Source organism: Parasphingorhabdus pacifica (genome assembly GCF_054779195.1).
Window position 1 is genome coordinate 235,243 of the sequence record NZ_BAAGYS010000003.1, and the last position, 24,102, is coordinate 259,344.

Genomic DNA, 24,102 nt, shown 5'->3' on the forward strand with positions numbered 1-24,102 from the left:
GGACCATGAGCGATGCGGTAGCCGCGATCGATCTGGGTGCCACCAGCGGACGGGTGGTGGTCGGCCACGTCGGGCCGGACGAGCTGCGAATGCGGACCCTCCACCGGTTCCCGAACCGGCCGGTGCGCACCCGCGACGGCCTGCACTGGGACGTCCTGGAGCTGTACCGCGAGATGTGCGCCGGGCTCGCGCGGGCGCTGCGGGCGGAAGGAGGGCTGGCCGGTGTGGCCATCGACTCCTGGGGGGTCGACTACGCGCTGCTGCGTGACGGCCGCGTGTTGGGCATGCCGCACCATTACCGCGACGACCGCAACGCCGCGGCTGTCGCGGACGTGCACCGGGTGGTGGGGCCGGAGGAGCTGTACGAGATGAATGGCCTGCAGCACCTGCCGATCAACACCACGTTCCAACTCGCAGCGGAGCGCCACACCGGATTCCTCCAGCTCGCCGACCGGATGTTGCTCATTCCCGATCTGTTCGTCCACTGGTTCACGGGCACGCAAATCTCGGAACGGACGAATGCCTCCACGACAGGTTTGCTCGACGTGCGAACGGGAGAATGGTCGACCGCGCTGCTCGACCGGCTGGGCTTGTCCCCGAGCCTGCTGCCCCGATTGGTTTCGCCGGGAGAGCAGCTGGGCGAGGTCTCCCCGCAGGTGGCGGCCGAACTCGGTGCCCACCGGCCGCTGCCGGTCGCGGCGGTGGGATCGCACGACACGGCTTCGGCTGTCGTGGCCGTGCCCGCGGTCGACGAGGCGTTCGCCTACATTTCCTGCGGCACCTGGTCGTTGGTCGGCGTCGAGGTTGATCGGCCGGTGCTGTCCGAGCAGGGCAGGGCCGCGAACTTCACCAACGAACGAGGAGTCGACGGCCGGATCCGCTACCTGCACAACGTCGTGGGACTGTGGCTGCTGACGGAGTCGATGGCGCACTGGAGCGGTACCGACCCTTCGGTCGGCCTGAAGGCGCTGCTGGCCGAAGCCGCCGAAGTCCCGTCCGGCAGAGTCGCGGTGTTCGACGCCGCCGACACGAGGTTCCTGCCACCAGGTGACATGCCCGCACGCATCGTGGAATGGCTGACCGAACACGACCGGCCACTGCCGGAAACCCGCGGCGAATTCGTGCGCTGCATCCTGGAAAGTCTCGCGGCGGCGTACTCCGACTCCATCGACCAGGTGGAGCGGCTCACCGGCCGAACGGTATCCACCGTGCACATGGTGGGTGGCGGCTCCCGGAATGCGCTGTTGTGTCAGCTGACCGCCGAACGGACCGGACGAAAGGTGATCTCCGGCCCGGTGGAGGCCACCGCGACCGGCAACCTCCTCGTGCAGGCTCGCACCCTCGGACTGATCAGCGGGAGCCTCGAATCGCTGCGGGACCTGGTACGCCGCACTTGCGAACTTCGGACCTACATCCCGTCCCGCACCGGCTGAGCCGCCGCCTGTGAGTGCGCGGCTCCACCACCACGCGGCCGGAACTTCGGTTGGCTCGTCCGGTTATTGGGCGTCGACCCAGGTCTCCGGCACGACGACGTGGAGGGCGTTGCGGGCCACCGAGAATTGCTGCGGGGTGGAGGCCACGATCTCGCCGTCGATATTGATCGGCATGTGCCCCTCGGTCTCCACCTCGACCTTCCGCGTGCGGAAGTGCTCGATGTGCTTGCTCGACTTCCCCGACTTGAGGCTGCGGACCACCTCGGCGAGGTCGCGCATGCCGCCCTGCCGAATCACCGTCACGTCGAGGGTGTCGTCGTCGATCCCGGAATCGTGGGCGGCGAGTTGCCCGCCGCCGTAGTAGCGCCCGTTGGCGACCGAAACCTGCAGGAGCCGGGAGTACTCGCGCGGCGGATGGTCACCATCGGGAAAGCGCAGCCGGCTCGAGAACGGCCGGTGGCCGATGAAGGCCTTCGCGGTGGCCACCGGGTAGGCGAGCGGTCCGACGTGACGCTTGAGCCGTGGGGACATCGCCTGCGCCACGCTGGCGCCGATGCCTGCGGAGGCCCGGTTGACGTAGTAGTTGTCGCCACAGAGCCCCAGATCGACGTCGACGATGTGGCCGCGCGCGATGGCTCGGCATGCCGCGTCGAGGTCGGTCGGGATGTGCAGGGTGCGGGCGAAGTCGTTGGCGGTACCCAGCGGCAGCAACCCCATTGGGAGGTCGCGGTGCGCCAGCACGTCCACGATCGAGCTGACGCTGCCGTCACCGCCACCGAGGATGATCAAGTCGTGACCGGCCTTCGACGCGGAGTCGACGGTCTCCACCAACCGGGAGGGATCCTTCAGCGGGTACGTCGCGTCCAGCGGCACGCCGAGCTCGCGCAGCCTTGCAGTGGCGTAGGAGTACGCCTTGCCGCCGATGCGCGAATGTGCGTTTACCACCAGAGCCGCACTGGTCGCGGGCTTGTCAACGCGAATGGTCTGCCTCCTTGGGCCTCGGCTGGTCCGCGGTCCTCGTCGAACGAGGCGGTCACATCCGGCGATACCGCTGAGGACACGCTTTGCGGCTCGACACGCCTCCGAACCCGTCGGCCACCGGTGCCGACTCGTCACGCGAGCCGTTCCGACCACACGCCGCAGTCGTGTGCTCAGCGCAGTGTGCTCAGCACAGTCGTGCACTCGGTGAACTCGAGCCCTCCGCAGTGTGCACGCCCTTCCCTCGTTCATACCACGCGCGCGGCTCGCACAACACGGACGTGTCGGTGCCCACACCTGTACTTCACTGCCCCGGTCGAGGCGGTCACTCCGGGCGTCGACGAGTCGCTCCTTAGTCGGTCACTCCGCCAGCGCTGCGGCAGCGGCCGTCTCGGCGGTGGCTCGTGCGGCAGGATCGAGTCCGATCCGGGTGCGGCGGTCCAACAGATCACCGGCGTCCAACGCACCTTCGTGCCGTACCGCGAACAGCAGCTCCGCAGGCGTCACTTCGGTGGCCGTCGAGATCGGGCGGTGCAGTTCGGGACCCCCCATGTCGAGCACCTGCGTTGCTTCGGTGCCGTACCGGCGCAGCAGCCGTGGCGGCGCCTGCACCGCGTCGAGACCGGCCGGGCTCGCCGCGCCGACCAACGGTAGCCGCCGCGTCCGGCACGGTCCCGCCCGGACCCCGGCCCTCTCCAGCGCGACATCCAGTGCGTCCTGCGCCATCCGTCGGTAGGTGGTGAGCTTGCCACCGACGATGGTCAACAGACCATCCGGCCCGATGATCGTTTGGTGCTCCCGGGAGATGTCGGCGGTGCTGCCGGTTCCGTTGTCGAGCAGCGGACGCAGACCGGAGTAGGACCCCAGGACGTCTTCCAGCCGAATCCGGGTGGCCAGCGCGAGGTTGATGGTGTCGAGCAGAAAGTCGATCTCGGACTCGGAGGGCCTGGGCTCGTCCGGAATCGCCCCGGGAGCGTCTTCGTCGGTAAGTCCGATGTAGACCCGATTGTCCGGCGCGGGGAGCGCGAAGACGTAGCGGCCCAGCTGCTCCGGCAGCGGAACCATGAGCCCGGACGACAAACCGCCGAGAACGTGCTGCGGGACCACGAGATGCGTACCGCGCGAGGGGCGCAGTTCGAGATCGGGTGCGACCTCGCCCGCCCACACCCCGGCGGCGTTGATCACGGTTCGGGCACTGATGTCGAGGCTGCGTCCGGTCAGCGTGTCGGTGACGACCGCGCCGCTGCCCGTGACCTCCGACGCCGCAGTCCTCGTGAGGATCCGGGCGCCATATCCCGCCGCGGTACGGGCCAACCCGGTGACCAGGCGGGCATCGTCGTTGAGCTGTCCGTCCCACCCGAGCACACCGCCGCGCAGACCCTGGACGCGCACGGTCGGCACGTAGCCCGCGACCTCTGCCGGGCTGATCCGCCGCGACCGGGGTAGTGTGCTCGCCGGTGTGCCCGCGGCGGCGCGCAGCAGGTCACCCGCGAACATCCCGGCTCTGGTGAGCAGCGCGTCGGCGGTGGTGACCGAGGAGTGCAGCGGGACCACTTGCGGGAAGCCGCGCACCAGGTGCGGGGCGGTGCGGCTGATCAGGACACCCCGTTCGACCGCGCTCTCGTGGGCGATCCCGACTTTTCCCGAGGCCAGGTATCGCAGGCCGCCGTGCACGAGCTTGGAACTCCATCGGCTGGTACCGAACGCGAGGTCGTGCTTCTCGACGAGGACGACCGACAGTCCACGCGCGGCGGCATCGAGCGCGACGCCGGTGCCGGTGACACCGCCGCCGATCACCAGCACGTCGACCGGGTCGGGCCTGGAGTCGAGCTGGTCGAGGTCACGGGTTCGCCGAGCGGCGTTCAGGGAGGTGTTCACGGTGCCAGGTACCTCTCGAGGAGCAGGGAAAGTTCGCCGTCCAGTTCCGGAAACGCGTGCTCCGGAACGAAAACGGGGCCGCTGAGGGTGAACGACCACGCGGTCAGCAGTACAGCCCGCGCGAGCATGCCGCGGCTTCCGGCACGGACCGAGCCGTCTTCCTGCCCCTGCCGGATGGCGTCCTCTATCAGTCCGAGCTGCGCGTCGGAGGTCGCTCCCGTGCGGTGGAACAGGTACGGGACCAGGAACTCCGGGTCGACGTCGACGATCTTGCGCACCAGCGGATGCACGCGCAGCTCACCGACGACATGGGTCACCGCGGACACGAGCGATCCGCGCCCGGTACCCGCCGCCGACTCGACCTGCGCCGCGAGTGTCGTGAACTCACGGGTGACCAGCGCGGCCACGACCGCGCGGACGTTCGGCCAGCGGCGGTAGAGGGTCGCGCGGGAGATGTCGGCGCGGCGAGCGATATCGGCCATGCTCATGCGCCGCATGCCGGTCGCCAGCAAGAGGTCGTAGGCGGCGTCGAGAATGCGCTGCTCGGGGATCGAGTTGGCAGCCCGGGGTGTTTCCGCCTGCGCGGGTTCCTCGTCCGACTCGAACCTCGACTCGTTCCCGACTTCCAACTCGTTGCGTCGCTGCGACACCATCTGTCAAAGTGTATCAGAACTTGATCCGATGGAGGAGCAGACGTGACCGAGTACGACCTGCCCGTCGTGGAACGCCACCCCTACTTGTGGGGCAACGTCGATACGCCCGGCCACCTGCCCGATGCCGCGGGCGACGCGATGGACGCACTGGGCGCTGTACCGCCCGCACCCGCAGCCGACCCCGCGAACGCCAGGGTCCCCGAGACCTCACTGCCCGCCGAGGTCACCGCGGAACTCGCCGACGCACTCGGTGCCGAGCACGTGAACGCCGAGCACGACGTCCGGGTCCGGCACACCCGCGGTTTCTCCTCCCCGGACCTGATCAAGCTTCGCGGAGGAGACGCCTCCGATGCGCCCGACGCCGTCCTGTTCCCGGGATCGCACGCCGATGTGGTGCGCGTGCTGGAGATCTGCACCGAGCATCGCGTCGCCGTCGTGCCGTACTCCGGCGGCACCTCGGTCGTCGGCGGCCTCGCACCCGTCCGGGCCGGATTCGCCGGGGTCCTCGCGCTCGACATGCGCCGCCTCGACGGGGTCGTGAGCATGGACGAGACCGCGCGCACCGCGGTGCTGGAAGCCGGACTCCGCGGTGTCACCGCGGAACGACTACTCGCCGAACAGGGCTACACCCTCGGCCACTTCCCGCAGTCGTACGAGATGGCCACGATCGGTGGGTACGCCGCCGCACGGTCCGCCGGGCAGTCCTCCGCCGGATACGGCCGATTCGACGAGATGGTCGTCGGCCTCACCGTAGCCACCCCGCGCGGCACCCTCACGCTCGGCACCGCGCCGAAATCGGCCGCGGGACCGGACCTGCGCCAACTCGTCCTCGGCTCGGAGGGCGCCTTCGGCGTGATCACTTCCGTCACGGTCCGGATCCGCCCCGAACCGGTGACCAGGGTTTTCGAAGGGTGGAAGTTCGACACCTTCGACGCGGGGTGCACCGCGCTGCGCGCACTCGTCCAGGACGGCCCCAGGCCGACCGTCCTACGACTGTCCGACGAGGTCGAAACCGCCGTCAACCTCGCCGACCCCGACGCGGCGCTCGATGGCACCGATTCGGGCGGCTGCCTCCTCATCGTCGGCTACGAAGGCACGTCCGACGAAGTCGAGGCGACCCGTTCATCCGCCACCCGACGGCTGCTGGAGCACGGCGGTCAGAACCAGGGCGTCGAGCCCGGCGAGAAATGGCGACAGGGGCGGTTCCGCGGACCGTACCTGCGTGATCCCCTGCTCGACGCGGGTTCCCTCGTCGAAACCCTGGAGACCGCGACGTTCTGGTCGAACGTCGAGACGCTCAAGACGGCCGTCACCGAGGCCGTGCAGGATGCGTTGAACGCACAGGACTGCGGCAACCTGGTCATGTGCCACATCAGCCACGTCTACGAGACGGGGGCCTCCTTGTACTTCACCGTCGTCACCAAGCAACTCGGCGACCCGGTCGCGCAGTGGGCGCGGGCGAAGGAAGCCGCCAACACCGCCATCCGCGACAACGACGCAGCGATCTCGCACCACCACGGGGTGGGTACCGATCACCGCGAGACCCTCGCCCTCGAACTCGGGCCGATCGGCATCGACATGCTCAAGTCGACGAAGTCCAGTGTGGATCCCGCGGGCATCCTCAATCCCGGCATCCTGATCGGCTGAGGCGTGAGCACCCACACGGCCCTGATCAATCCCGTGTCCGGTGGTGGCCGAGCGCTCAAACTCTGGCAGCCGATCGCGAGACGGCTCGCGGACAGAGGACTCCACGTCACCGAGCAGATGACGCGCAGCAGGCAGCACGCCACCGAGGCGGCGTCCGAGAGCGCACGGCGCGGCGAGACCGTCATCGCCGTCGGTGGCGACGGTCTCGCTCGCGACGTCGCCGCGGGCGTCCACGGCACGGGGGCGAGCATGGCGCTCGTACCCGCCGGTCGAGGCAATGACTTCGCTCGCAAACTCGGCCTTCCCGACGACGCGGAGGGTCTCGCCGCGATGCTCGCGCACGGCGCTGCGCGAGACATCGACGTGATCGCGGTCGCCGACCGGATCGTGCTCGGCAACGTCTACGTCGGACTGGATTCCGTGGCGACCGAGGCAATCAACAACAACAGGTGGCTGCCCGGGTTGCTCGTCTACCGGCTCGCACCGATCGGGGCGATCCTGCGGTGGCACGCACCCCAATTCACGCTGACCGCCGACACGTGGTCAACGACGGGGCGGCTGCACCAGGTCGTAGCAGCCAACTCGGGCCGGTACGGATTCGGACTCAACATCGTGCCCTCCGCGCGCCTGGAAAGCGGCGCCCTCGATGTGCTCACCGTGCGCAACGGCCCCCGACACAAGATCGTTCGGTTCATGAACCGGGCCAAGACCGGTGCGCACCTCGACTCCGCCGAGGTCGAGGTGCGGACGACCACGGAAATCACCATCGATGCGGATCGACCCATCCCAGTGCACGCCGACGGCGACTACCTGTGCGAACTCCCGGTCACGGTCTCGATCTCCGCTTGCTCCCTGAACCTGATCTCGCCTGCTGCTGCCCGGGAGTAGGCGTAGCGCCGAACCTCTCCGGTGGTGCAGCCGCCGGAGGCCACGTGCCCCGGTCCCGTTCTTCGTGTGGTGCAACCCGGACACCCGGATCCGGCAACCACTCCTCGACAGCCAAACCGATCATCCGGTGCCTCTGGACCCGGTCAACGTGCGAGCTCCACCCATGATGCGGTGCGGTCCGGCACGGGAGACCATCGTGGCGGTGACCCCGCAGGAGGCCCGACTCGTCACACCCGCGGTTCGGGATCGAGGCTCGTGAGGAGGGCGAAACATGCCGAGCGCCACGGCAGGACTGCACCACGTGACGGCGATCGCCACCGACCCGCAGGGGAACGCGGATTTCTACCGCGTGGCGCTCGGTTTGCGGCTGGTGAAACGAACGGTCAACTTCGACGCCCCGGACACCTACCACCTCTACTTCGGCAACGAATCGGGTCAGCCCGGAACGCTGATCACGTTCTTTCCGTGGCCGGGCGCGCCACGCGGACGGCGGGGCGCCGGGCAGGCCACCACGGTGGCCTTCTCCGTGCCGGAGGGGTCGCTCGGGTGGTGGCGTCGGCATTTGGACGACTGCGCAGCGACCGTGGGCGCGATCACCACCCGCGGGAACGAGGAAGCGCTGTCGGTGCGGGACCCGGACGGGCTGGTACTCGAACTCATCGCGCATGCGGGGAGCGACCCGCGACCCCCGTGGGAAGACGGCCCCATCCCACCCGAGCACGCCATCCGCGGATTGCACTCGGTGTCGCTCACCGAGGTCAGCCACGAGCACACCGCCGCACTCCTCACCGACACCCTCGGGTTTCGGCTCGTGGAGGAATCGACCGCCCGATTCCGGTTCGCCACCGGCGATGGTGGCGTCGGTGCGCTGGTGGACGTGCTCTGCAGTCCGGAGGCTCCGCAGGGGATGGTGGCCGCGGGCACGGTCCACCACATCGCTTGGCGCACCCCCGATGATTCCGAACAGGTCGCCTGGCGCGACTCCCTCATCGACCGGGGACTGAACGTGACACCCGTCCTGGACCGCCAGTACTTCCAGTCGATCTACTTCCGCGAACCCGGCGGGGTGCTGCTGGAGATCGCCACCGACCCCCCGGGCTTCACCGCCGACGAACCGCTGATGGAGCTGGGACGTTCGCTGAAGCTGCCCCCGTGGCTGGAACCCTCCCGAGCGGAAATAGAGCAAGGTCTGCCCGGACTGAAGGTGCCGGGCCCGGATGAGGAGATCACCACCAGCGGCGTCCGGGGCGGGCGGACCCCGTGAGCATCGATGTCGAGTCGTTCGTCCACCGGTTCGAGCCCGCCCACTCTCCCGGCGCGCTCGGTTTGCTGTTGTTGCACGGCACCGGGGGCAGCGAAGCCGACCTGCTCGATCTCGGTCGAGCTCTCGGCGAAAAGGCGGCCCTGCTCTCGCCCCGCGGAAAGGTGTCCGAGCAGGGGGCGAACCGTTGGTTTCGACGACTGGCGGAGGGTGTGTTCGACACCGATGACCTCCTCGTGCGCGCCGACGAGCTCGCCGCCTTCACCACCAGCGCCACCGACCACTACGGATTGACCACGTCCCGGCTGGTCGCGGTCGGATTCTCCAACGGAGCCAATATCGCAGCCACCCTGCTGCTGCGGCACCCGCACCTCCTGCGGGCCGCCATCCTGTTCGCCCCGATGCTCCCGTTGGAAGATCCCGAAATGGTCGACCTCTCCCGAACCGGGGTCTTCATCGCGGCCGGGAGCTCCGATCCGGTGGCCCCGCTCGAACAAGCCGAGCGGTTGGCCGAGCTGTTGACCCAGCGCGGCGCGGCCGTCGAGCTGAGCCGGCATCCCGGTGGACACGGCATCGACCGTCGCGCGTTGACCCAAGCCACCGCCTGGCTCTCGAAGATCCGTGCCGCGACCAGCACCGGCCTCCTCCCGTGAGGTCGGACAGCGAAACCGACGCCCTCGGAGCGACCGCGGAGGTCCGCACATGACCAACATCCAGGAGCGCCATGAGACGCTCGGCGCTTGGCCTGCCTTGCGAGTGGACGATTGGACCGCCACTCGCGACACGCTGCACATGTGGACGCAGATCGTGGGCAAGATCCGGCTCGCACAGGCCCCCAAGGTCAACCACTGGTGGCAAGTACCGCTGTACGTCACCCCGCGTGGATTGACCACCTCGTCAATCCCCCACTCCAGCAGGCTGTTCGACATCGAGTTCGACTTCTGCGAACACCAGCTGCACATCCGATCCAGCAATGGCGAAAGTCGGCGAATTGCCCTGGAACCGCGGTCGGTCGCCGACCTTTACCAGGCCGTCATGACTGCGCTGCGCGCGCTCGACCTGGACGTCCCGATCTGGACTGCCCCGCGGGAGGTGGAGCGCGCCATCCCGTTCGACGAGGACACCGAACACGCCTCCTACGACCCCGACCAGGTGCACCGGTTCTGGGGCCAGCTCCTGGCTACTCACCGGGTGATGACCGAGTTCCGGGCCCGATTCATCGGCAAGGTCAGCCCGGTGCACTTCTTCTGGGGCGCGATGGACCTGGCGACCACCCGATTCTCCGGCCGCACCGCACCGCCCCATCCTGGTGGTGTCCCCAACTGCGGTGACCACGTCATGATCGAGGGCTACTCGCACGAGCTGTCCAGCTGCGGCTTCTGGCCCGGCGGCACGGCAGAGGGCACATTCTACTCCTACGCCTACCCGGAGCCCGACGGCTACCGCGACTACCCCGTAACCCCGCAGGCGGCCTACTACGACGCGGAGGTGGGCGAGTTCCTCCTGCCCTACGAGGCCGTGCGCACCGCAGCGAACCCCGAACGCACCCTGCTGGAGTTTCTGCAGAGCAGCTACGCGGCCGCCGCCGACCTCGCCGGTTGGGACCGCCCCTCCGTCGAGGCAGGTTCCGAACCAAGGGGCAACCCCCGCTGACGCCGTCCTCGAGGTCATCCCGCAGTACGTGGAGTACCAGCTTCGTCCCGGTACCTCCTCCGTATCCCGGACGGAACCACTTCCGAGCGGCTCACTCCGGGCTGAAGGCGGGAGCTCGCACCGATTACCTGGTCGACAACCGACGGCCGAACCGGGTCAGGCATCGATCCCTTCCAACTGGCACAGCACGCGCAGCATCACCTCGTCGGCCCCGCCGCCGACCGAGGTGAGCCGCGCGTCCCGGAAGTACCGCGCGGTCCACGTCTCTTCCATGTATCCCATCCCACCGTGGAATTGCAGGCACGCGTCGGCGATCTCGCGGGAGAGTCGCCCAACGGCCAGTTTCGCGACGGTGGCGAAGCGAGCGGTGTCCTCGCCGCGGAGGAAGGCTTCGGCGCACGCGTAGTTGTGATGGCGAACGAGGTCGAGCTGAGCGGACAGTTCCGCCAGCCGGAAGGCGACGTACTGGTTGGAGATGAGCGGGTTGCCGAACGCGTGCCGCTGGCGCAGGTAGTCCTTGGTCCGTTCGAGCGCTCGCTGCATCGAACCCGTCGAGGAGTAGGCCGCGATCATCCGCTCGTGCTGGAACTGCGTCATCTGCTGCTGGAATCCGCGGCCGACGTCACCGATCGTGTTGGCGACCGGAACCCGTAGATCTTCGAACACCAGCTCGGCGGTGTCCGAGGACCGGTTGCCGAGCTTGTCGAGATTGCGGGAGACCGAGAAACCGGGACGGTCGGTCTCCACGATGATCTGCGACATACCACGGTATCCGCCCTCATCGGAGGTACGTGCGAGCAGGCAGATCCAATCCGCCTGGACACCGTTGGTGATGTAGAGCTTGCTGCCGTTGATCACCCACTCGTCGCCGTCGCGTTCGGCCCTGGTGCGAATACCCGCCACGTCGGAGCCCGCATCGGATTCGGTGACGGCGATGGAACAGACGCTCTCCCCGCGCAGTGCCGGGACGAGGAAACGATTCTTCAGCTCAGACGTGCCGAACCGGTGGAGGGCGGGCGTGGCCATGTCCGTCTGAACGCTGATCGCCATCGGCACGCCGCCGCACCCGATTCGGCCGATTTCCTCACCGAGGACGACGGTGAACAGGTGGTCGGCCCCCTGACCGCCGTACTCGGGGTCGTACTCCAAACCCAGCATCCCGAGCTTGCCGAGTTCGCCGAAGAGTTCGTGCGCGGGAAACGTGCCGGCTTGCTCCCACTCGTCGATGTGCGGCTCGATCTCCCGCTCGACGAATTCGCGCACCATCGCGCGGAACGCGTGGTGTTCCTCGGTGAACGGCACGGTGCTCAGCCTCCAGTCCGGGTCGATGTCCGTGACGAAGAACTCGCGGTGGTCAGAAGCGACTCGGGTACGTCTACAAGACAGGCCCGCAGCTGCTCGCCGAGGGCCTTGGCCTGCGGATCGAGTCGGGTGCTCGCGGCGACACCGCGGCCCAGCAGGCCGATGACGACGAAGTTGAGGGCGAACAGGTTCGGCAACCGGTACCGGTCGATCCGCAGGTCGGCGGTTTCGGGCAGCAGTTCACGGAGCCGTTCCACCGTGAGGTAGGAATCCAACCAGGCGAATTCCTCGGGCGTTCGAACCCAAACCCCCACGTTGGCGTTACCTCCCTTGTCCCCGGCGCGCGCTCCCGCGAGAGTGCCGAGCGGGACCCGCTCGGCACTGCCCGTCGGCGGTGTCCCGGTAAGCTCGTCGTCGAGCCGGAGCGGGTTCGTTCCCATGGGCACCGGCGAGTGTGGAACGGGGATCTCGTCTCCGTCGAGCACGACGCGCGGCCGCACGTACTCGGTCGGGACGAAGGTGGGCCAGTACACGCCGTATGACGAGGCACCGCCCGGGGGGGTCAGCGCGTGGAATCCCGGGTAGTTCGCCAGGCCGGTCTCGACCACAGCAGAGGAAAAGGCGCGGCCGACCTTCCGTTCGTCACGGTCCATCACGGTCATCCGCAGCATGGCCGGAACGTGTGGGTCCGTTCCCGTTCCGAGGAGTTCGACGGCGGAGTGGTCGAACGCGTCCCGTCCGCCGGGCACGCGTCGCCAGATCGCCTTCTCCGCTACGTGGGCCTTTTCCGCCACGTCGAGACCGTTGAGCAGCAGTGTCATCGAGTTGCGGTAGCCGCCTTCGTAGTTGATGGCGACCTTGAGTTCGGAAGGTGGTGGCTCGCCCCGGACCCCGGAGATGCGCACCCGGTCGGCGCCCACCTGGTCGAGTCGGACGGTGTCGAATCGAGCGACGGCATCCGGTGTCGCGTAGCGCGGGCCGCTGATCTCGTAGAGCAATTGGGCCGTCACCGTTCCGGTCGAAACCAGACCGCCGGTACCGGGATGTTTGGTGATGACCGCGGAACCGTCCGCGTGCAGCTCGGCGAGGGGGAATCCCGGGTCTTCGAGTCCGGGAACTTCTCGGAAAAACGCGTAGTTTCCGCCGGTGGCCTGGCAACCGCACTCGATGACGTGCCCGGCGACGACCGCGGCGGCCAGCTCGTCCAGATCGCCGGAATCCCATCCGAAATGCCACATGCCCGGCCCGGTCACCAGAGCGGCGTCGGTGATCCGTCCGGTGACGACGACGTCGGCGCCGCGGCGCAGCGCCTCGGCGATCGGGGAACCACCGAGGTAGGCGTTGGCGGTGACCGGTGCTGCGCCGAAGTCGGTGAACCGTTCGCCGGTATCGGCGTTGATCAGACCGCAACCGCCCGCGATGAAGTCGTCGAGTCGGCTCAGGACATCATCACCGTCCACATAGGCCACCTTGGGCGCGAGTCCGAGTTTGCCGCCCAATTCGCGTATCGCTTCGGCGCACGCCTGTGGATCGAGACCCCCGGCGTTCGATACCACTTTGATCCCGCGGTCGAGGCAAGTGCCGAGGACTTGCTCCAATTGTTGGAGAAAGGTGTGGGCGTAACCGCCGCCTCGCCCCTTCGCGCGGCTCTTCGCGAGAACCAGCATGGTGAGCTCGGCGAGCCAGTCCCCCGTCAGCACGTCGATCGGTCCCCCGTCGACCATCTCGCGGGCGGCGGAGAGCCGATCTCCGTAGAAGCCGCTGCAGTTGCCGATTCGCAGCGGCGCGGGACGTGTCGGGTCGTTCAAGCTCCTCCCTCCCCGTCCCCGAACTCCTCGGCGGTGACCACGGCGAGCACCACACCGGCATCGACGGGCTTGCCGGGCTCCACCCGCAGCTCGGTGAGCACACCCGAGGCCGGCGCGGTCACCGGATGCTCCATCTTCATGGCTTCCAGGACGAGCAGGGTCTGCCCCTCTACGACGCGGTCTCCCTGCTCTGCTCGGACCTGGCCGACGGAAGCGGGCATGGGCGCCAGCAAGGATCCGGCCGCCACCTGCGCGGCCGGATCCGGGTATCGCGCGACGGGCCGTAAAGACACCGGCCCCAACGACGAGTCGACGTGCACGACGTCGACGTCCTCGGACGGACCGGGCGGATAGGTGGCCACGACGAAGGTCCGGCGCACACCGCTGTTTTCGAGGATCACCTCGTCCGGTACCGCACGAACCAGGCTCACCGACTCGTGCCCGTCGGCGGCAAGACCATCCCGGGTGTGGCGGTAGGCGACGTCGATCCGCCCCGCAGGACCGTCGTAGGATTTTCGCTGCGGTTGGGAGGGAACGTTGCGAAAGCCGATGGGGAGCCCCCGCGTGACGGGACTCGCTTCCCCTCGCACGGCCGCATCGGCGAGCGCCGCCGCGAGTGCGGAGACGGAGGCGGCGTGCTCGTCGGCGAGCGGGGCCACGAGACCGCCCCCGTCCGGCCCGTCGATGCCGTGCCGCTGCAGAAACCTCGTGTCGGTCCCGCCCTCGAGGAAGTCGGGATACCGCAGGACGCGCACGAGCAGGTCGCGGTTGGTCACCGGCCCGTGGATGCGCGCGGCGGCGAGGGCCGCCGCCAGCTTCCGCGCCGCTGCCGCACGCGTCGGCCCCCAGGCGATCACCTTGGCGAGCATCGGATCGTAGTGCACACCGATGAGGTAGCCGTCATCCACACCGGAATCGAGGCGAAGACCGAACCGTGCGGGAACGGCGAAGGAGGTGTCCACACCCGGGACCGCGAACCGGTGCAACCGCCCGCTCTGAGGTTTCCAGCTCGCCGACGGGTCCTCGGCGTACAGCCGCACCTCGATCGCGTGGCCGCTGGGAACGGGCGGGGTGGGCGGCAGCTTGCTCCCCTCGGCGACCTCCAATTGGAGCGCCACCAAGTCGAGGCCGTGCACGCACTCGGTCACGGGGTGCTCGACCTGCAGACGAGTGTTGACCTCCAGGAAGAAGAAGTTCCCGTCCGGGGCCAACAGGAACTCGACCGTTCCCGCACCGACGTACCCGATGGCTCGGGCGGCGGTCACCGCCGCGTCGCAGAGGCGAGCACGCAGTTCCGGTCCGACCGCGGGCGACGGCGTCTCCTCCACGATCTTCTGGTGACGCCGCTGGATCGAGCATTCGCGCTCGCCGAGGGCCCACACGGTGCCGTGCTCGTCGGCGAGGAGCTGGACCTCGACGTGGCGCGCGTCCTCGACCATGGGTTCGCAGAACACCGTGGAGTCGCCGAACGCCGACCGTGCCTCCCGAGCCGCCGAGTCCACCGCTTCGGCGAGCTCGTCGATCCGGTGCACGACCCGCATTCCCCTCCCGCCTCCGCCCGCCGACGCCTTGATCAACACGGGAAGGTCGGATTCGGTGATCGCCTCCAGCTCCGGTTCGGGCAGCACCGCCACTCCCGAGTCGGCCATCAGCCGCTTGGCGGTGACCTTCGAGCCCATCGCGGCGATCGCTTCGGCCGGTGGCCCGACCCAGGTCAAACCGGCCTCCACCACCGCGCGGGCGAAATCGGCGTCCTCGGACAGGAAGCCGTATCCGGGGTGTACCGCATCCGCCCCGGTGGAGATCGCCGCCTGCACCAGGAGGTCGGCGCGCAGGTAGGTATCGGTGGGCGCTGCCCCGGGCAGGCGCACCGCAACGTCGGCTTCGGCGACGTGGGGGGAGTCGGCATCGGCGTCGGAGAACACCGCGACGGGTGAGACGCCCAGTTCACGGCAGGTACGGAAGATCCGACGGGCGATTTCGCCCCGGTTGGCCACGAGCAGTCGTTCGATCACGTCACTCACATCCGGAAGACGCCGAAGCCGTCCGCGCCCTCGAAAGGCGCGCTGTGGACGGCGGAGAGGCAGATACCGAGCACCGTGCGGGTGTCGCGGGGGTCGATGACCGCGTCGTCGTACAAGCGGCCGGAAAGGAAGAACGCCAGGGACTCGCTTTCGATCTGCTCCTCGACCCGGGCGCGCATCCGCGAGTCCTCGTCCTCGTCGTAGTCCTGCCCACGCGCCGACGCGGCCTGCCGTGCCACGAGCGAAAGCACCCCGGCCAGCTGCTGCGGCCCCATCACCGCGGACTTGGCGCTGGGCCAACTGAACAGGAAACGGGGCCCGTACGCGCGCCCGCACATTCCGTAGTTGCCCGCCCCGTAGGAGGCCCCCATGACGATCGTGATGTGCGGAACGCGGCTGTTGGACACCGCGTTGATCATCATTGCGCCGTGCTTGATGATGCCTTGCTGTTCGTACTCCTTGCCCACCATGTACCCGGTCGTGTTCTGCAGGAACAACAACGGGGTGTTGGTCTGGTTGGCGAGCTGGATGAACTGCGTCGCCTTCTGCGCTTCCTCGGAGAACAGCACTCCGCGCGCGTTCGCCAGCACGCCGACCGGGTAACCGCGCACCGAGGCCCAGCCGGTGACCAGGCTCGACCCGTAGAGCGGCTTGAACTCGTCGAATCGCGAACCGTCCACCACGCGCACGATCACCTCCCTCGGGTCGAACGGCGTGCGCAGATCGGTGGGTACGACGCCGAGCAACTCCGCACCGGAGTGCAGCGGTTCATCGGCCGGTTGCGACGGATCCGGCCCCCGCTTGCGCCAGTTCAGCCGCGCGACGATGCGGCGTCCGAGCCGCAACGCATCCAGCTCGTCGACCGCATAATGGTCGGCCAGCCCGGATACCCGCGCGTGCATTTCCGCGCCGCCCAACGACTCGTCGTCCGATTCCTCCCCCGTGGCCATCTGCACCAGTGGCGGCCCTCCGAGGAACACCTTGCTCCGTTCCTCGATCATCACGACGTGATCGCACATGCCCGGCACGTAGGCGCCGCCCGCGGTGGAGTTTCCGAACACCACCGCGATGGTCGGGATGCCGGCCGCGGAGAGCCGGGTGAGATCCCGGAAATTCCGTCCACCGGGGATGAAGATGTCCTTCTGCGTCGGCAGGTCCGCACCGCCGGACTCCACCAGGCAGATCAACGGCAACCTGTTCTCGTGCGCGATGTCGTGCGCGCGGAAGGTCTTCTGCAGGGTCCAGGGGTTGCTCGTGCCACCCCGCACGGTCGGATCGTTGGCCACGATCACGCATTCGACGCCGCTCACGACACCGAGACCGGTGGCCACGCTGGCTCCCACCGGAAAATCCGTTCCCCATCCCGCGAGGGGTGACAGTTCCAGGAAGGGAGCGTCGGGATCGAGCAGGGACTCGATCCGCTCGCGCGCCGACAGCTTGCCGCGCGCGTGGTGCCGATCGACGTATTTCGCACCTCCCCCGGCGATCGCCTTGTCCTGTTCGGCTCCCAGTTCGGTCAGCTTCTTCCGCATCGCTTCGCAGCGGGCAGCGAATTCACCGTCCGATGTGTTCAGAGTGCTGGTGGGGACCGTCATCCGTGGCGCCCTCCTCTCTCGGCCGTTGTGAACTGGCCCGGGCCGCGACCGGAACCCGGCTCCCCGGCGAATGCCTGGGCGAGGCCCAACCAGCGGTCGGCCTCCGCCCCCTGCGTCGCCAGCGACAGGTCGGCGCGGTGACGCCGCTGGGTCACCAGGAAGCAGAAGTCGTGCGCAGGACCGGTCACCCGCTGCGCGGCTTCCGGCGGTCCCCAGACCCACGGGTCGCCGCCGGGGTGGGTCAGCTCGACGCGGAACTGTTCGGCGGGCGGGGCCAGACCGTGCAAGTGGTAGGCGAAGTCGCGGGTGCGGACTCCGATGTGCGCGACGTGCCGCAGGCGGGGCGTCGGCTCCCGCCACCGGCCGAACGCATCGACGATGTCCTGTCCGTGCGCCCAGGTTTCCATCAGCCGTGCCGTCGTCATCGATGCCGCCCCCATCGGCGGCCCGAACCACGGCAGCTTCGCGCCGTCCGGAACGTGCGCCAGTACTTCGAGCAGTGCCAGGCGGTCACGTCGCCAGTCCTCGAGGAGCTTGTCGGGCGCCGTACGGGCGCCCTTCTCGGCCTCCTCGTCGACGTGACCTCGCGGGTCGGCGGCGGCACCCGCCACTTCCGTCGCGAAGGCGTTCCCGTCGGTGGCGGCGAGGACGGCGATCCGGTCGGTCCACGCCAGGTGGGCCACCTGATGGGCTACCGTCCACCCCTCGGCAGGCGTGGCTGCCGCCCAGCTCGTGGAGTCCATTCCCGCCACGAGGTTCTCCAGCTCATCGCCCTCGCTGCGCAGATCGTCGAGCAATTCCGCTCGGTCGGTCATCTCGGCTCCTCGTCCGGCGTTCCATCGTCTCTCGCCAGCGTGTGATCGAGGGTTCGCGCCCATTGGCGCAGGATCCGCCTGCGTCGTACGCCGTCATCGGTCAACAGGTCGGCGAGGCCCAGTCCGCGGGCCAGGTCGAGCGTCGCCTGCACGGCTTCCCGCACGCCCGGTCTGCTCTCGTCGGCATCGAGCAGTTCGACGGTGAGCCGGTGAGCTTCACGTCCGAGCTTGTGCTCGAGCGGCACGACCAACGCGTGGAGCTGCTCGTCGGTCCGGGCGGCGACCCAGAGTTCGAGTGCTGCGGTGAACACGGGGCTCACGTAGAAGCGGGCCATCATCTCCAGCACCGCCTCGGTCCGACGTCGTCCTTGCGGCAGCCGGGGAATCTCCCGGCGCATCTCCTCCACTCCGGCATGCGTGAGGTGGTTGACAGCCGCTGCCACCAACTCTCCCCGGTTGTGGAAGTGGTGGAGCTGCGCGCCTCGGGAGACACCTGCGCGTTCGGAGACGAGCGTCGTGGTGGTCCCGGACCAGCCGTACTCGACGAGGCAGTCGACCGTGGCCTCCATCAGTCTTTTCCGAGTCGTGCGGCTCCGTTCCTCCTGAGTCCGGGAAGCGGGCGGTGGCTGCATTCGGGCAGCGTGCCAACGACCGAGAAAAACAGTCAAGACTGAATGTTTTTGCATCGCCCGAATGGACGCACCCGAACCCGCTTAGTCCGCCCCGCGTTCGGCGGGCCTCACCCCAAGCACGCGTGAGGCCCGCTGCTACGACGCATCAGCGGGTGAAGCTCGCACTCCCGGTGCCGTACCGGTGGCGCAACTCGGTCTTGAGCACCTTCCCGGTCGCGTTGCGCGGCAACTCGTCGACGAACTCGACCCGGCGCGGACACTTGAAATGGGCGAGTCGCTCCCGTCCGAAATCGACGAGCCGTTCAGCGTCGACGTCGGTGCCCACCTCTCGCGCGACGACGGCGGTGACGGCCTCGCCCCACGTCTCATCGGGCAAACCGATGACGGCGACCTCGCTCACCTCGGGGTGGCGGACGAGCACCTGCTCGACCTCGATGGGATAGACGTTCTCCCCACCACTGATGATCATGTCCTTCTTGCGGTCGACCAGGGTGATGAAGCCTTCCTCGTCGACGCGCCCCAAGTCCCCGGTGTGGAACCACCCGCCGCGGAACGCCTCGGCCGTCGCCTCGGGCAGCATCCAGTACCCGGTGAAGATGTTCTCCCCGCGAAGCACGAGCTCACCGACCACCCCGGTAGCCACGTCGCGGTCGTCATCGTCGACGATGCGCGCCTGAACCTCGAGCAGCGGACGACCGATGGAACCGCTCTTCGCCGTAACGTGATCCTTGTCCAGCATGGATACCGCGGGTGCCGTCTCGGTCATCCCGAATCCTTCCTGGAACGGAACCCCCTTTCCCCGGAAGAACTCGATCACCGGCAGCGGGCACGGCGCGCCACCGGACACGGCCAGTTCCAGCGAACTCAGATCGTGCTCGTCGAACCCGGGCACCCGCATGAGAGCCGCCCACATCGCAGGCACCAGGAACTGGACCGATACCCGCTCCGAGGCCATCGCGGTGAGCGTCTCCGCGGGGTCGAACCTCGGCACGATCACGTTGGTCGCACCCACGTACACGAACGGCAGGCTGTGCACACCGAGTCCGCCGATGTGGAACATCGGGGCCGCGGTCACCGTGACGTCGTCCTCGTTCAGGCCACTACCCATCGTCAGAGCATTGCGCGCATTCGCGATCGAGTTGGCGTGGGTCAGCATCGCACCCTTCGGCCTGCCCGTCGTGCCCGAGGTGTACATGATCGCGTGCACGTCATTCGCGTCCACGTCCATCTCGAGTGTTCGCCGAGCACCGGAGGCCACGATGTCCTCGTACCCGAGCTCACCACCGGCGGGCTCGCCCCACGCCAGCACGGTGTGCCGCACCCGCCCGCCCGGTTCGGCGAGCGCAGCACGTCCGGCATCGGCGAGCGGGTGGTGCACCACGAGGACATCGGCGCCGGAATCGGCGAGGATGTAGCCGATCTCCGGCGGCGCGAGCCGCACGTTCATCGGAACGCAGATGGCTCCCAGCTTCGCGCAGGCGAACAACGCCTCCATGAACTCGCAGGAGTTGGCGAGCAACAACGCGACTCGATCGAACTTCCGCACACCGAGGCTCGTGAGCCCGCGTGCCAACGCGTTGGCCCGAGCGTCGAACTCATCGTAGGCTACCCGCCGGTCACCCGAAACCAGTGCGGTGCGTTCCCCGGAAAGGGAAGCACGGCGGGTCAGCCAGTATCCGATTCCACGATCCATCAGCGCGCCTCCAGCCGTCGACCAGATCGTTCGGAGACACACGGTAAACGCAGGTTTCCAGCCCAGCCAGGGGCTTCACCCCGGCAGCAGAAGCTGTTACCGTCCGATTTCTCGAGAATCTTTCCGGTCCGTTCGCCACTGACTTCTCCAGCATCCTGCCCGGTGCCACCGCATTCACGGTCCAATGAGGATGGTCGCACCAACACGGCGCTCGAACAGCAGAATACTCGGGCAAACGAGATTTTGCGGAGGCTCGACATGCCCCACAGCGGGACCGCTCCCGGGCACCACGACATCGACGGCGACACCGCGGAGCGCCGCGCACTGCGTTCCCTCGTGCACGACTTCACGGTGCGCGAGATCGTCCCGCAGTTGGACTACTGGGAGGACGCGGGAGAGATTCCCCGGGAACTGCACCTCAAGGCGGCAGAAGCAGGTCTGCTCGGCATCGGGATTCCCGAAGATTCCGGCGGGTCCGGCGGCGACCTCCTCGATACCCTGGCCGTCAGCGAGGAGATCATCCTCGCCGGCGGGTCGAGCGGCGTCTGCGCGGGACTGTTGACACACGGCATCGCCCTTCCGCACATTACCGCTGCGGGTGAACCGGACCAGATCGACCGGTTCGTGCGCCCGACCCTCGCCGGCCGAACGATCGGATCTCTGGCCATCACCGAGCCCGACACCGGCTCCGATGTCGCGGCGCTGCGCACGACGGCGGTCCGCGACGGCGACACCTACGTCGTCAATGGAGCGAAGCTGTACATCACCTCCGGCACCCGCGCGGATTTCGTGACCGCCGCGGTACGCACCGGCGGCCCGGGGCACACGGGTGTTTCGCTCCTGGTGCTCGAGCGAGGCACTCCCGGGTTCAGCGTCTCGCGCAAACTGCGCAAGATGGGCTGGTGGTGCTCCGACACGGCCGAACTCGCCTTCACCGACGTACGGGCCCCGGTGGGCAACCTCGTCGGAGCCGAGGGCAGCGGATTCGAGCAGATCATGCGCCACTTCGTCACCGAACGCCTGTCCATGGCCACGCAGGGGCACGCGACCGCGCAACGCTGCCTCGACCTCACACTCGCCTGGGCCCGGGACCGCGAAACCTTCGGCCGTCCCCTCGCCTCCCGCCAGACCGTTCGGCACCGACTCGCCGAGATGGCTCGGCGAGTGGACCTCGCGCGCACCTACGTGGGACGAACAGCATCCCGCTACCTCGCGGGCGAAGACGTGCTCACCGAAGTGGCGATGGCGAAGAACACCGCGGTCGAGGTTTGCGACTTCGTCGTCGATGAGGCGGTCCAATTGCACGGCGGAATGGGGTACATGCGCGAGTCCGAAGTGGAGCGACACTACCGCGACGCCCGAATCCTGGGCATCGGCGGCGGGACGACCGAAATCATGAACGAGATCATCGCGAAGCGACTGGGGTTTTGAGGAACGACCGTCGAGGAGGCACGGTGCGAATCGATCTGACCGACGTTGATGCCCTCGGATCAAACCTCACGCACCGGGTCTGCGTCGCGGACGTGCTCACGCGTGCCGCGCAGCAGTTCCCGGACCGCACGGCCCTGGTCGACGGCGTCGAGGAAATCACCTACGCCGACCTCGAAGGGCGGGTCGACGCACTCGCACGAGGCCTGCTCACGCTAGGGATCGAGCATCAAGAACCAGTCGGAATCATGAGCCGAAACAGCTGGCGGTTCGTCACCTCCTTCTTCGCTTGCGCACGGACGGGGCTGGTCGCACTGCCGGTGAACCTCGCGCTGACGGCAGAGAACATGACTTTCGTGCTGGACGACTCCGGGACGCGCATCCTGTTCGTCGAAGCGGATCTCCTGCCGATGATCGAGTCGATTGCAGAGAGGTTGCCACGGCTGGAACACGTCGTGCTCCTCGGCGAGGAGCGACCTGCTACCAGCGTGGGCCACGCAACGGTCACCCGGTACGAAGATGTCGTGTCCACGGACCGCTCTCCGTTCGAAACGCACGTCGATGATCGCGACGTCGTCCACTGCCTGTACACGTCCGGGACGACTTCGCTCCCCAAGGGCGTGCTCACCAGCCACGTAGCGGTCGTCATCGCCGCGCTGAGCGGCTCCCTGCAGCTCGGCCACTCACGTGGCCCGGAAGGTTCGGTACAGCCGGTCGTCCTGCCACTGTTCCACACCACGGCGCTCGACACCCTGCTGTTGCCCACTTTCGTCACCGGCGGCACGATCGTGCTGCACACCGGCTTCGACCCGGACACCGTCCTCGACGCGATCGAACACCGGCGGTCGACACACATCCTGTTGCTTCCGGCGATGTGGGCGCAGTTGCTCGCACATCCGGACATCCGTGAGCGCGACCTGTCGTCGATGCGGTTGTGCATGTACGCGATGGCTCCGATGCCGCCCGACCGCCTTGAGCTGATCGGGGAGCTCTTTCCTCAAGCCGACGTGCTGCTCGGTTCCGGGCAGACCGAGTTCACGCCACCCACGGTGTTCCAATGGCCCACCCACCAATCCGGCAAGTCGAACTCGTGGGGCTCCGCCGTGGCGACGACCGATGTACGGATCATGGGTCCGGACGGCGCCCTGCTCCCTCGCGGCCAGCAGGGCGAGATCGTGTACCGGGGGCCGCAGTGCATGGCCGGTTACTGGAACAACCCGAGCGCCAACGCGGCCGTCTACGCGCACGGCTGGTTCCACAGCGGCGACGTGGGCTACCTGGACGAGGAAGGTGTCGTCTGGTTCACCGACCGTCTCAAGGACATCGTGAAGACCGGTGGCGAAAACGTGTCGTCGATCGATGTGGAACGCGTGCTGCTGGGAAATCCGGTCGTTCTGGACTGCGCCGTGGTCGGGCTTCCCCATGCGCATTGGGGAGAGGCGGTGACCGCCTTCGTCGTCCCGACGAGCAGTGGCGGAGCCGTGGAGAGCGAGCTCATCGCCCACTGCCGCGAACAGCTGGCCGGGTTCAAGGTGCCCAAGCGCATCGTGGTCGTCGACGACCTCCCCCGCACCGGAACGGGAAAGGTGCAGAAGCATCTGATTCGCTCCGAGCACGCCCGGCTGCACAGCTGAGGGTCCGGTCTTCCTCGCCGACCAGCGCGAATACGCGGCCCGGAGGGAAGCTCACCAGCTCAGAACGGGCGGGTAGGCTTCTGCCGTTGTGAACTCCAGTCAACATCGCAGCATCGTGGCGATCGCACACAACCTGCGGTCGGTGCACAACGTCGGATCTCTCCTGCGCACCGGCGAGGTATTCGCCGTGGACAAGGTGTACGTCACCGGATTCACCCCTTACCCCACGCATCCCGGCGACGAGCGCAGCGAAAAACTGCAGGCCCGGCAGACCAAGCAGATGGCCAAGGCCGCCGCGGGCGCGGAGAGCACGATGCCCTTCGAGCGCCACCCGGACGTACGAGAACTGCTGGATTCACTGCGCGCCGAGGGCTATGTGGTGGCCGGTCTGGAGATCGATGAGCACGCGATCGACCTCGCCGACTACGCACCGCCCCAGAAGGTTGCCCTGCTCCTCGGCGACGAAGTCCACGGGATCGATCCGGTGCTGCGGGACGGCTGCGACCTGCTGCTTCAGATTCCCGTCCACGGGAACAAATCGTCACTGAACGTGAGCGTGGCAGCCGGTATCGCGCTCTACAGCCTCCGCACCGCCTGAGTCCCGCACCGCGGCTCGAGAGCGCGACGTCTTCCGCAATCGGGTTCTGTTACCTATCCTCATCTGCGTCTTCAACATTTTGTGTACGGAGCCGTGTTGCGCGCCCCGGCCGCATGCGTTGTGTTTTCGATGTGGAGGAGCTCACTTGAGTCAGTCGTCTTATTTTGCTCCGGAGGGTGGTT

At 68.0% G+C, this 24,102-nt stretch carries 19 protein-coding genes; 9 read left to right on the forward strand and 10 right to left on the reverse strand.

The features are described from left to right. Positions 1 to 5 precede the first annotated feature (5 nt). Positions 6 to 1,433, forward strand: coding sequence for a rhamnulokinase (locus ACYVAN_RS03855; protein ID WP_460955689.1), 1,428 nt, complete (start codon positions 6 to 8; stop codon positions 1,431 to 1,433). A 63-nt stretch (positions 1,434 to 1,496) separates the two neighbouring features. On the opposite strand, the gene ACYVAN_RS03860 is transcribed toward ACYVAN_RS03855, so the two are convergent. The 3 genes from ACYVAN_RS03860 to ACYVAN_RS03870 all read right to left on the reverse strand — a co-directional run bounded on the left by ACYVAN_RS03860 (position 1,497) and on the right by ACYVAN_RS03870 (position 4,942). Continuing rightward, on the reverse strand, positions 1,497 to 2,378 hold the full coding sequence (locus ACYVAN_RS03860; RefSeq protein WP_460955691.1) for a YegS/Rv2252/BmrU family lipid kinase: 882 nt from the start codon (positions 2,376 to 2,378) through the stop codon (positions 1,497 to 1,499). 393 nt (positions 2,379 to 2,771) lie between these two features. Then, complete coding sequence (locus ACYVAN_RS03865; protein ID WP_460955694.1) at positions 2,772 to 4,289, reverse strand: glycerol-3-phosphate dehydrogenase/oxidase; 1,518 nt, start codon at positions 4,287 to 4,289, stop codon at positions 2,772 to 2,774. After that, positions 4,286 to 4,942 (reverse strand): TetR/AcrR family transcriptional regulator, encoded by a 657-nt coding sequence (locus tag ACYVAN_RS03870; RefSeq protein ID WP_460955696.1) that lies wholly within the window; start codon positions 4,940 to 4,942, stop codon positions 4,286 to 4,288. The genes ACYVAN_RS03865 and ACYVAN_RS03870 overlap by 4 nt, the downstream gene beginning before the upstream one ends. Positions 4,943 to 4,984: 42 nt before the next feature. Here ACYVAN_RS03870 and ACYVAN_RS03875 point away from each other — a divergent pair, with 42 nt between their 5' ends. The 5 genes from ACYVAN_RS03875 (at position 4,985) to ACYVAN_RS03895 (ending at position 10,391) form a co-directional block, all read left to right on the forward strand. Continuing rightward, positions 4,985 to 6,589 (forward strand): FAD-binding oxidoreductase, encoded by a 1,605-nt coding sequence (locus tag ACYVAN_RS03875; RefSeq protein ID WP_460955698.1) that lies wholly within the window; start codon positions 4,985 to 4,987, stop codon positions 6,587 to 6,589. A gap of 3 nt (positions 6,590 to 6,592) precedes the next feature. Beyond that, positions 6,593 to 7,477 (forward strand): diacylglycerol/lipid kinase family protein, encoded by an 885-nt coding sequence (locus ACYVAN_RS03880; protein WP_460955699.1) that lies wholly within the window; start codon positions 6,593 to 6,595, stop codon positions 7,475 to 7,477. A gap of 271 nt (positions 7,478 to 7,748) precedes the next feature. Further along, a complete protein-coding gene (locus ACYVAN_RS03885) occupies positions 7,749 to 8,741 on the forward strand; it encodes a ring-cleaving dioxygenase (RefSeq protein WP_460955701.1) in 993 nt (330 codons plus the stop codon). Next, a complete protein-coding gene (locus ACYVAN_RS03890) occupies positions 8,738 to 9,391 on the forward strand; it encodes an alpha/beta hydrolase (protein WP_460955703.1) in 654 nt (217 codons plus the stop codon). Before ACYVAN_RS03885 ends, ACYVAN_RS03890 begins: the two co-directional genes overlap by 4 nt. A 49-nt stretch (positions 9,392 to 9,440) precedes the next feature. After that, a complete protein-coding gene (locus ACYVAN_RS03895) occupies positions 9,441 to 10,391 on the forward strand; it encodes a DUF5996 family protein (RefSeq protein WP_460955705.1) in 951 nt (316 codons plus the stop codon). Between the two features lie 156 nt (positions 10,392 to 10,547). Here ACYVAN_RS03895 and ACYVAN_RS03900 read toward each other — a convergent pair whose 3' ends face one another. The 7 genes from ACYVAN_RS03900 to ACYVAN_RS03930 all read right to left on the reverse strand — a co-directional run bounded on the left by ACYVAN_RS03900 (position 10,548) and on the right by ACYVAN_RS03930 (position 20,260). After that, positions 10,548 to 11,693 carry an acyl-CoA dehydrogenase family protein gene (locus ACYVAN_RS03900; protein WP_460955707.1) on the reverse strand — a complete coding sequence of 382 codons (1,146 nt, stop codon included), beginning with the start codon at positions 11,691 to 11,693 and terminating at the stop codon, positions 10,548 to 10,550. Positions 11,694 to 11,698: 5 nt separating this feature from the next. Continuing rightward, positions 11,699 to 13,501 (reverse strand): acyclic terpene utilization AtuA family protein, encoded by a 1,803-nt coding sequence (locus ACYVAN_RS03905; protein WP_460955709.1) that lies wholly within the window; start codon positions 13,499 to 13,501, stop codon positions 11,699 to 11,701. Further along, positions 13,498 to 15,525 carry an acetyl/propionyl/methylcrotonyl-CoA carboxylase subunit alpha gene (locus ACYVAN_RS03910; protein ID WP_460955711.1) on the reverse strand — a complete coding sequence of 676 codons (2,028 nt, stop codon included), beginning with the start codon at positions 15,523 to 15,525 and terminating at the stop codon, positions 13,498 to 13,500. The genes ACYVAN_RS03905 and ACYVAN_RS03910 overlap by 4 nt, the downstream gene beginning before the upstream one ends. Further along, the gene (locus tag ACYVAN_RS03915; protein WP_460955713.1) at positions 15,522 to 17,120 is read right to left on the reverse strand and encodes an acyl-CoA carboxylase subunit beta; all 1,599 of its coding nucleotides are present in this window, start codon (positions 17,118 to 17,120) and stop codon (positions 15,522 to 15,524) included. Before ACYVAN_RS03915 ends, ACYVAN_RS03910 begins: the two co-directional genes overlap by 4 nt. Next, on the reverse strand, positions 17,117 to 17,935 hold the full coding sequence (locus ACYVAN_RS03920) for a TIGR03084 family metal-binding protein (protein WP_460955715.1): 819 nt from the start codon (positions 17,933 to 17,935) through the stop codon (positions 17,117 to 17,119). The genes ACYVAN_RS03915 and ACYVAN_RS03920 overlap by 4 nt, the downstream gene beginning before the upstream one ends. Beyond that, positions 17,932 to 18,504 (reverse strand): TetR/AcrR family transcriptional regulator, encoded by a 573-nt coding sequence (locus ACYVAN_RS03925; protein WP_460955717.1) that lies wholly within the window; start codon positions 18,502 to 18,504, stop codon positions 17,932 to 17,934. Before ACYVAN_RS03925 ends, ACYVAN_RS03920 begins: the two co-directional genes overlap by 4 nt. A 208-nt stretch (positions 18,505 to 18,712) precedes the next feature. Further along, entirely contained in the window at positions 18,713 to 20,260 is a 1,548-nt protein-coding gene (locus ACYVAN_RS03930) for an acyl-CoA synthetase (RefSeq protein ID WP_460955718.1), read from the reverse strand. Between the two features lie 258 nt (positions 20,261 to 20,518). On the opposite strand from ACYVAN_RS03930, the gene ACYVAN_RS03935 reads away from it, so the two are divergent. The 3 genes from ACYVAN_RS03935 (at position 20,519) to ACYVAN_RS03945 (ending at position 23,920) form a co-directional block, all read left to right on the forward strand. Next, complete coding sequence (locus ACYVAN_RS03935; protein WP_460955720.1) at positions 20,519 to 21,691, forward strand: acyl-CoA dehydrogenase family protein; 1,173 nt, start codon at positions 20,519 to 20,521, stop codon at positions 21,689 to 21,691. 23 nt (positions 21,692 to 21,714) lie between these two features. After that, the gene (locus ACYVAN_RS03940; protein WP_460955722.1) at positions 21,715 to 23,322 is read left to right on the forward strand and encodes a class I adenylate-forming enzyme family protein; all 1,608 of its coding nucleotides are present in this window, start codon (positions 21,715 to 21,717) and stop codon (positions 23,320 to 23,322) included. 115 nt (positions 23,323 to 23,437) lie between these two features. Beyond that, a complete protein-coding gene (locus ACYVAN_RS03945) occupies positions 23,438 to 23,920 on the forward strand; it encodes a TrmH family RNA methyltransferase (RefSeq protein ID WP_460955724.1) in 483 nt (160 codons plus the stop codon). The last annotated feature ends 182 nt before the right edge of the window (positions 23,921 to 24,102 follow it).

Excerpts from the sequence above, each read along its gene's own strand:
- ACYVAN_RS03895 (WP_460955705.1), top strand. The coding sequence starts at position 9,441 with ATGACCAACATCCAGGAGCGCCATGAGACGCTCGGCGCTTGGCCTGCC.
- ACYVAN_RS03870 (WP_460955696.1), bottom strand. The coding sequence starts at position 4,942 with ATGGTGTCGCAGCGACGCAACGAGTTGGAAGTCGGGAACGAGTCGAGG.
- ACYVAN_RS03935 (WP_460955720.1), top strand. The coding sequence starts at position 20,519 with ATGCCCCACAGCGGGACCGCTCCCGGGCACCACGACATCGACGGCGAC.
- ACYVAN_RS03855 (WP_460955689.1), top strand. The coding sequence starts at position 6 with ATGAGCGATGCGGTAGCCGCGATCGATCTGGGTGCCACCAGCGGACGG.
- ACYVAN_RS03885 (WP_460955701.1), top strand. The coding sequence starts at position 7,749 with ATGCCGAGCGCCACGGCAGGACTGCACCACGTGACGGCGATCGCCACC.
- ACYVAN_RS03930 (WP_460955718.1), bottom strand. The coding sequence starts at position 20,260 with ATGGATCGTGGAATCGGATACTGGCTGACCCGCCGTGCTTCCCTTTCC.
- ACYVAN_RS03925 (WP_460955717.1), bottom strand. The coding sequence starts at position 18,504 with ATGGAGGCCACGGTCGACTGCCTCGTCGAGTACGGCTGGTCCGGGACC.
- ACYVAN_RS03915 (WP_460955713.1), bottom strand. The coding sequence starts at position 17,120 with ATGACGGTCCCCACCAGCACTCTGAACACATCGGACGGTGAATTCGCT.
- ACYVAN_RS03920 (WP_460955715.1), bottom strand. The coding sequence starts at position 17,935 with ATGACCGACCGAGCGGAATTGCTCGACGATCTGCGCAGCGAGGGCGAT.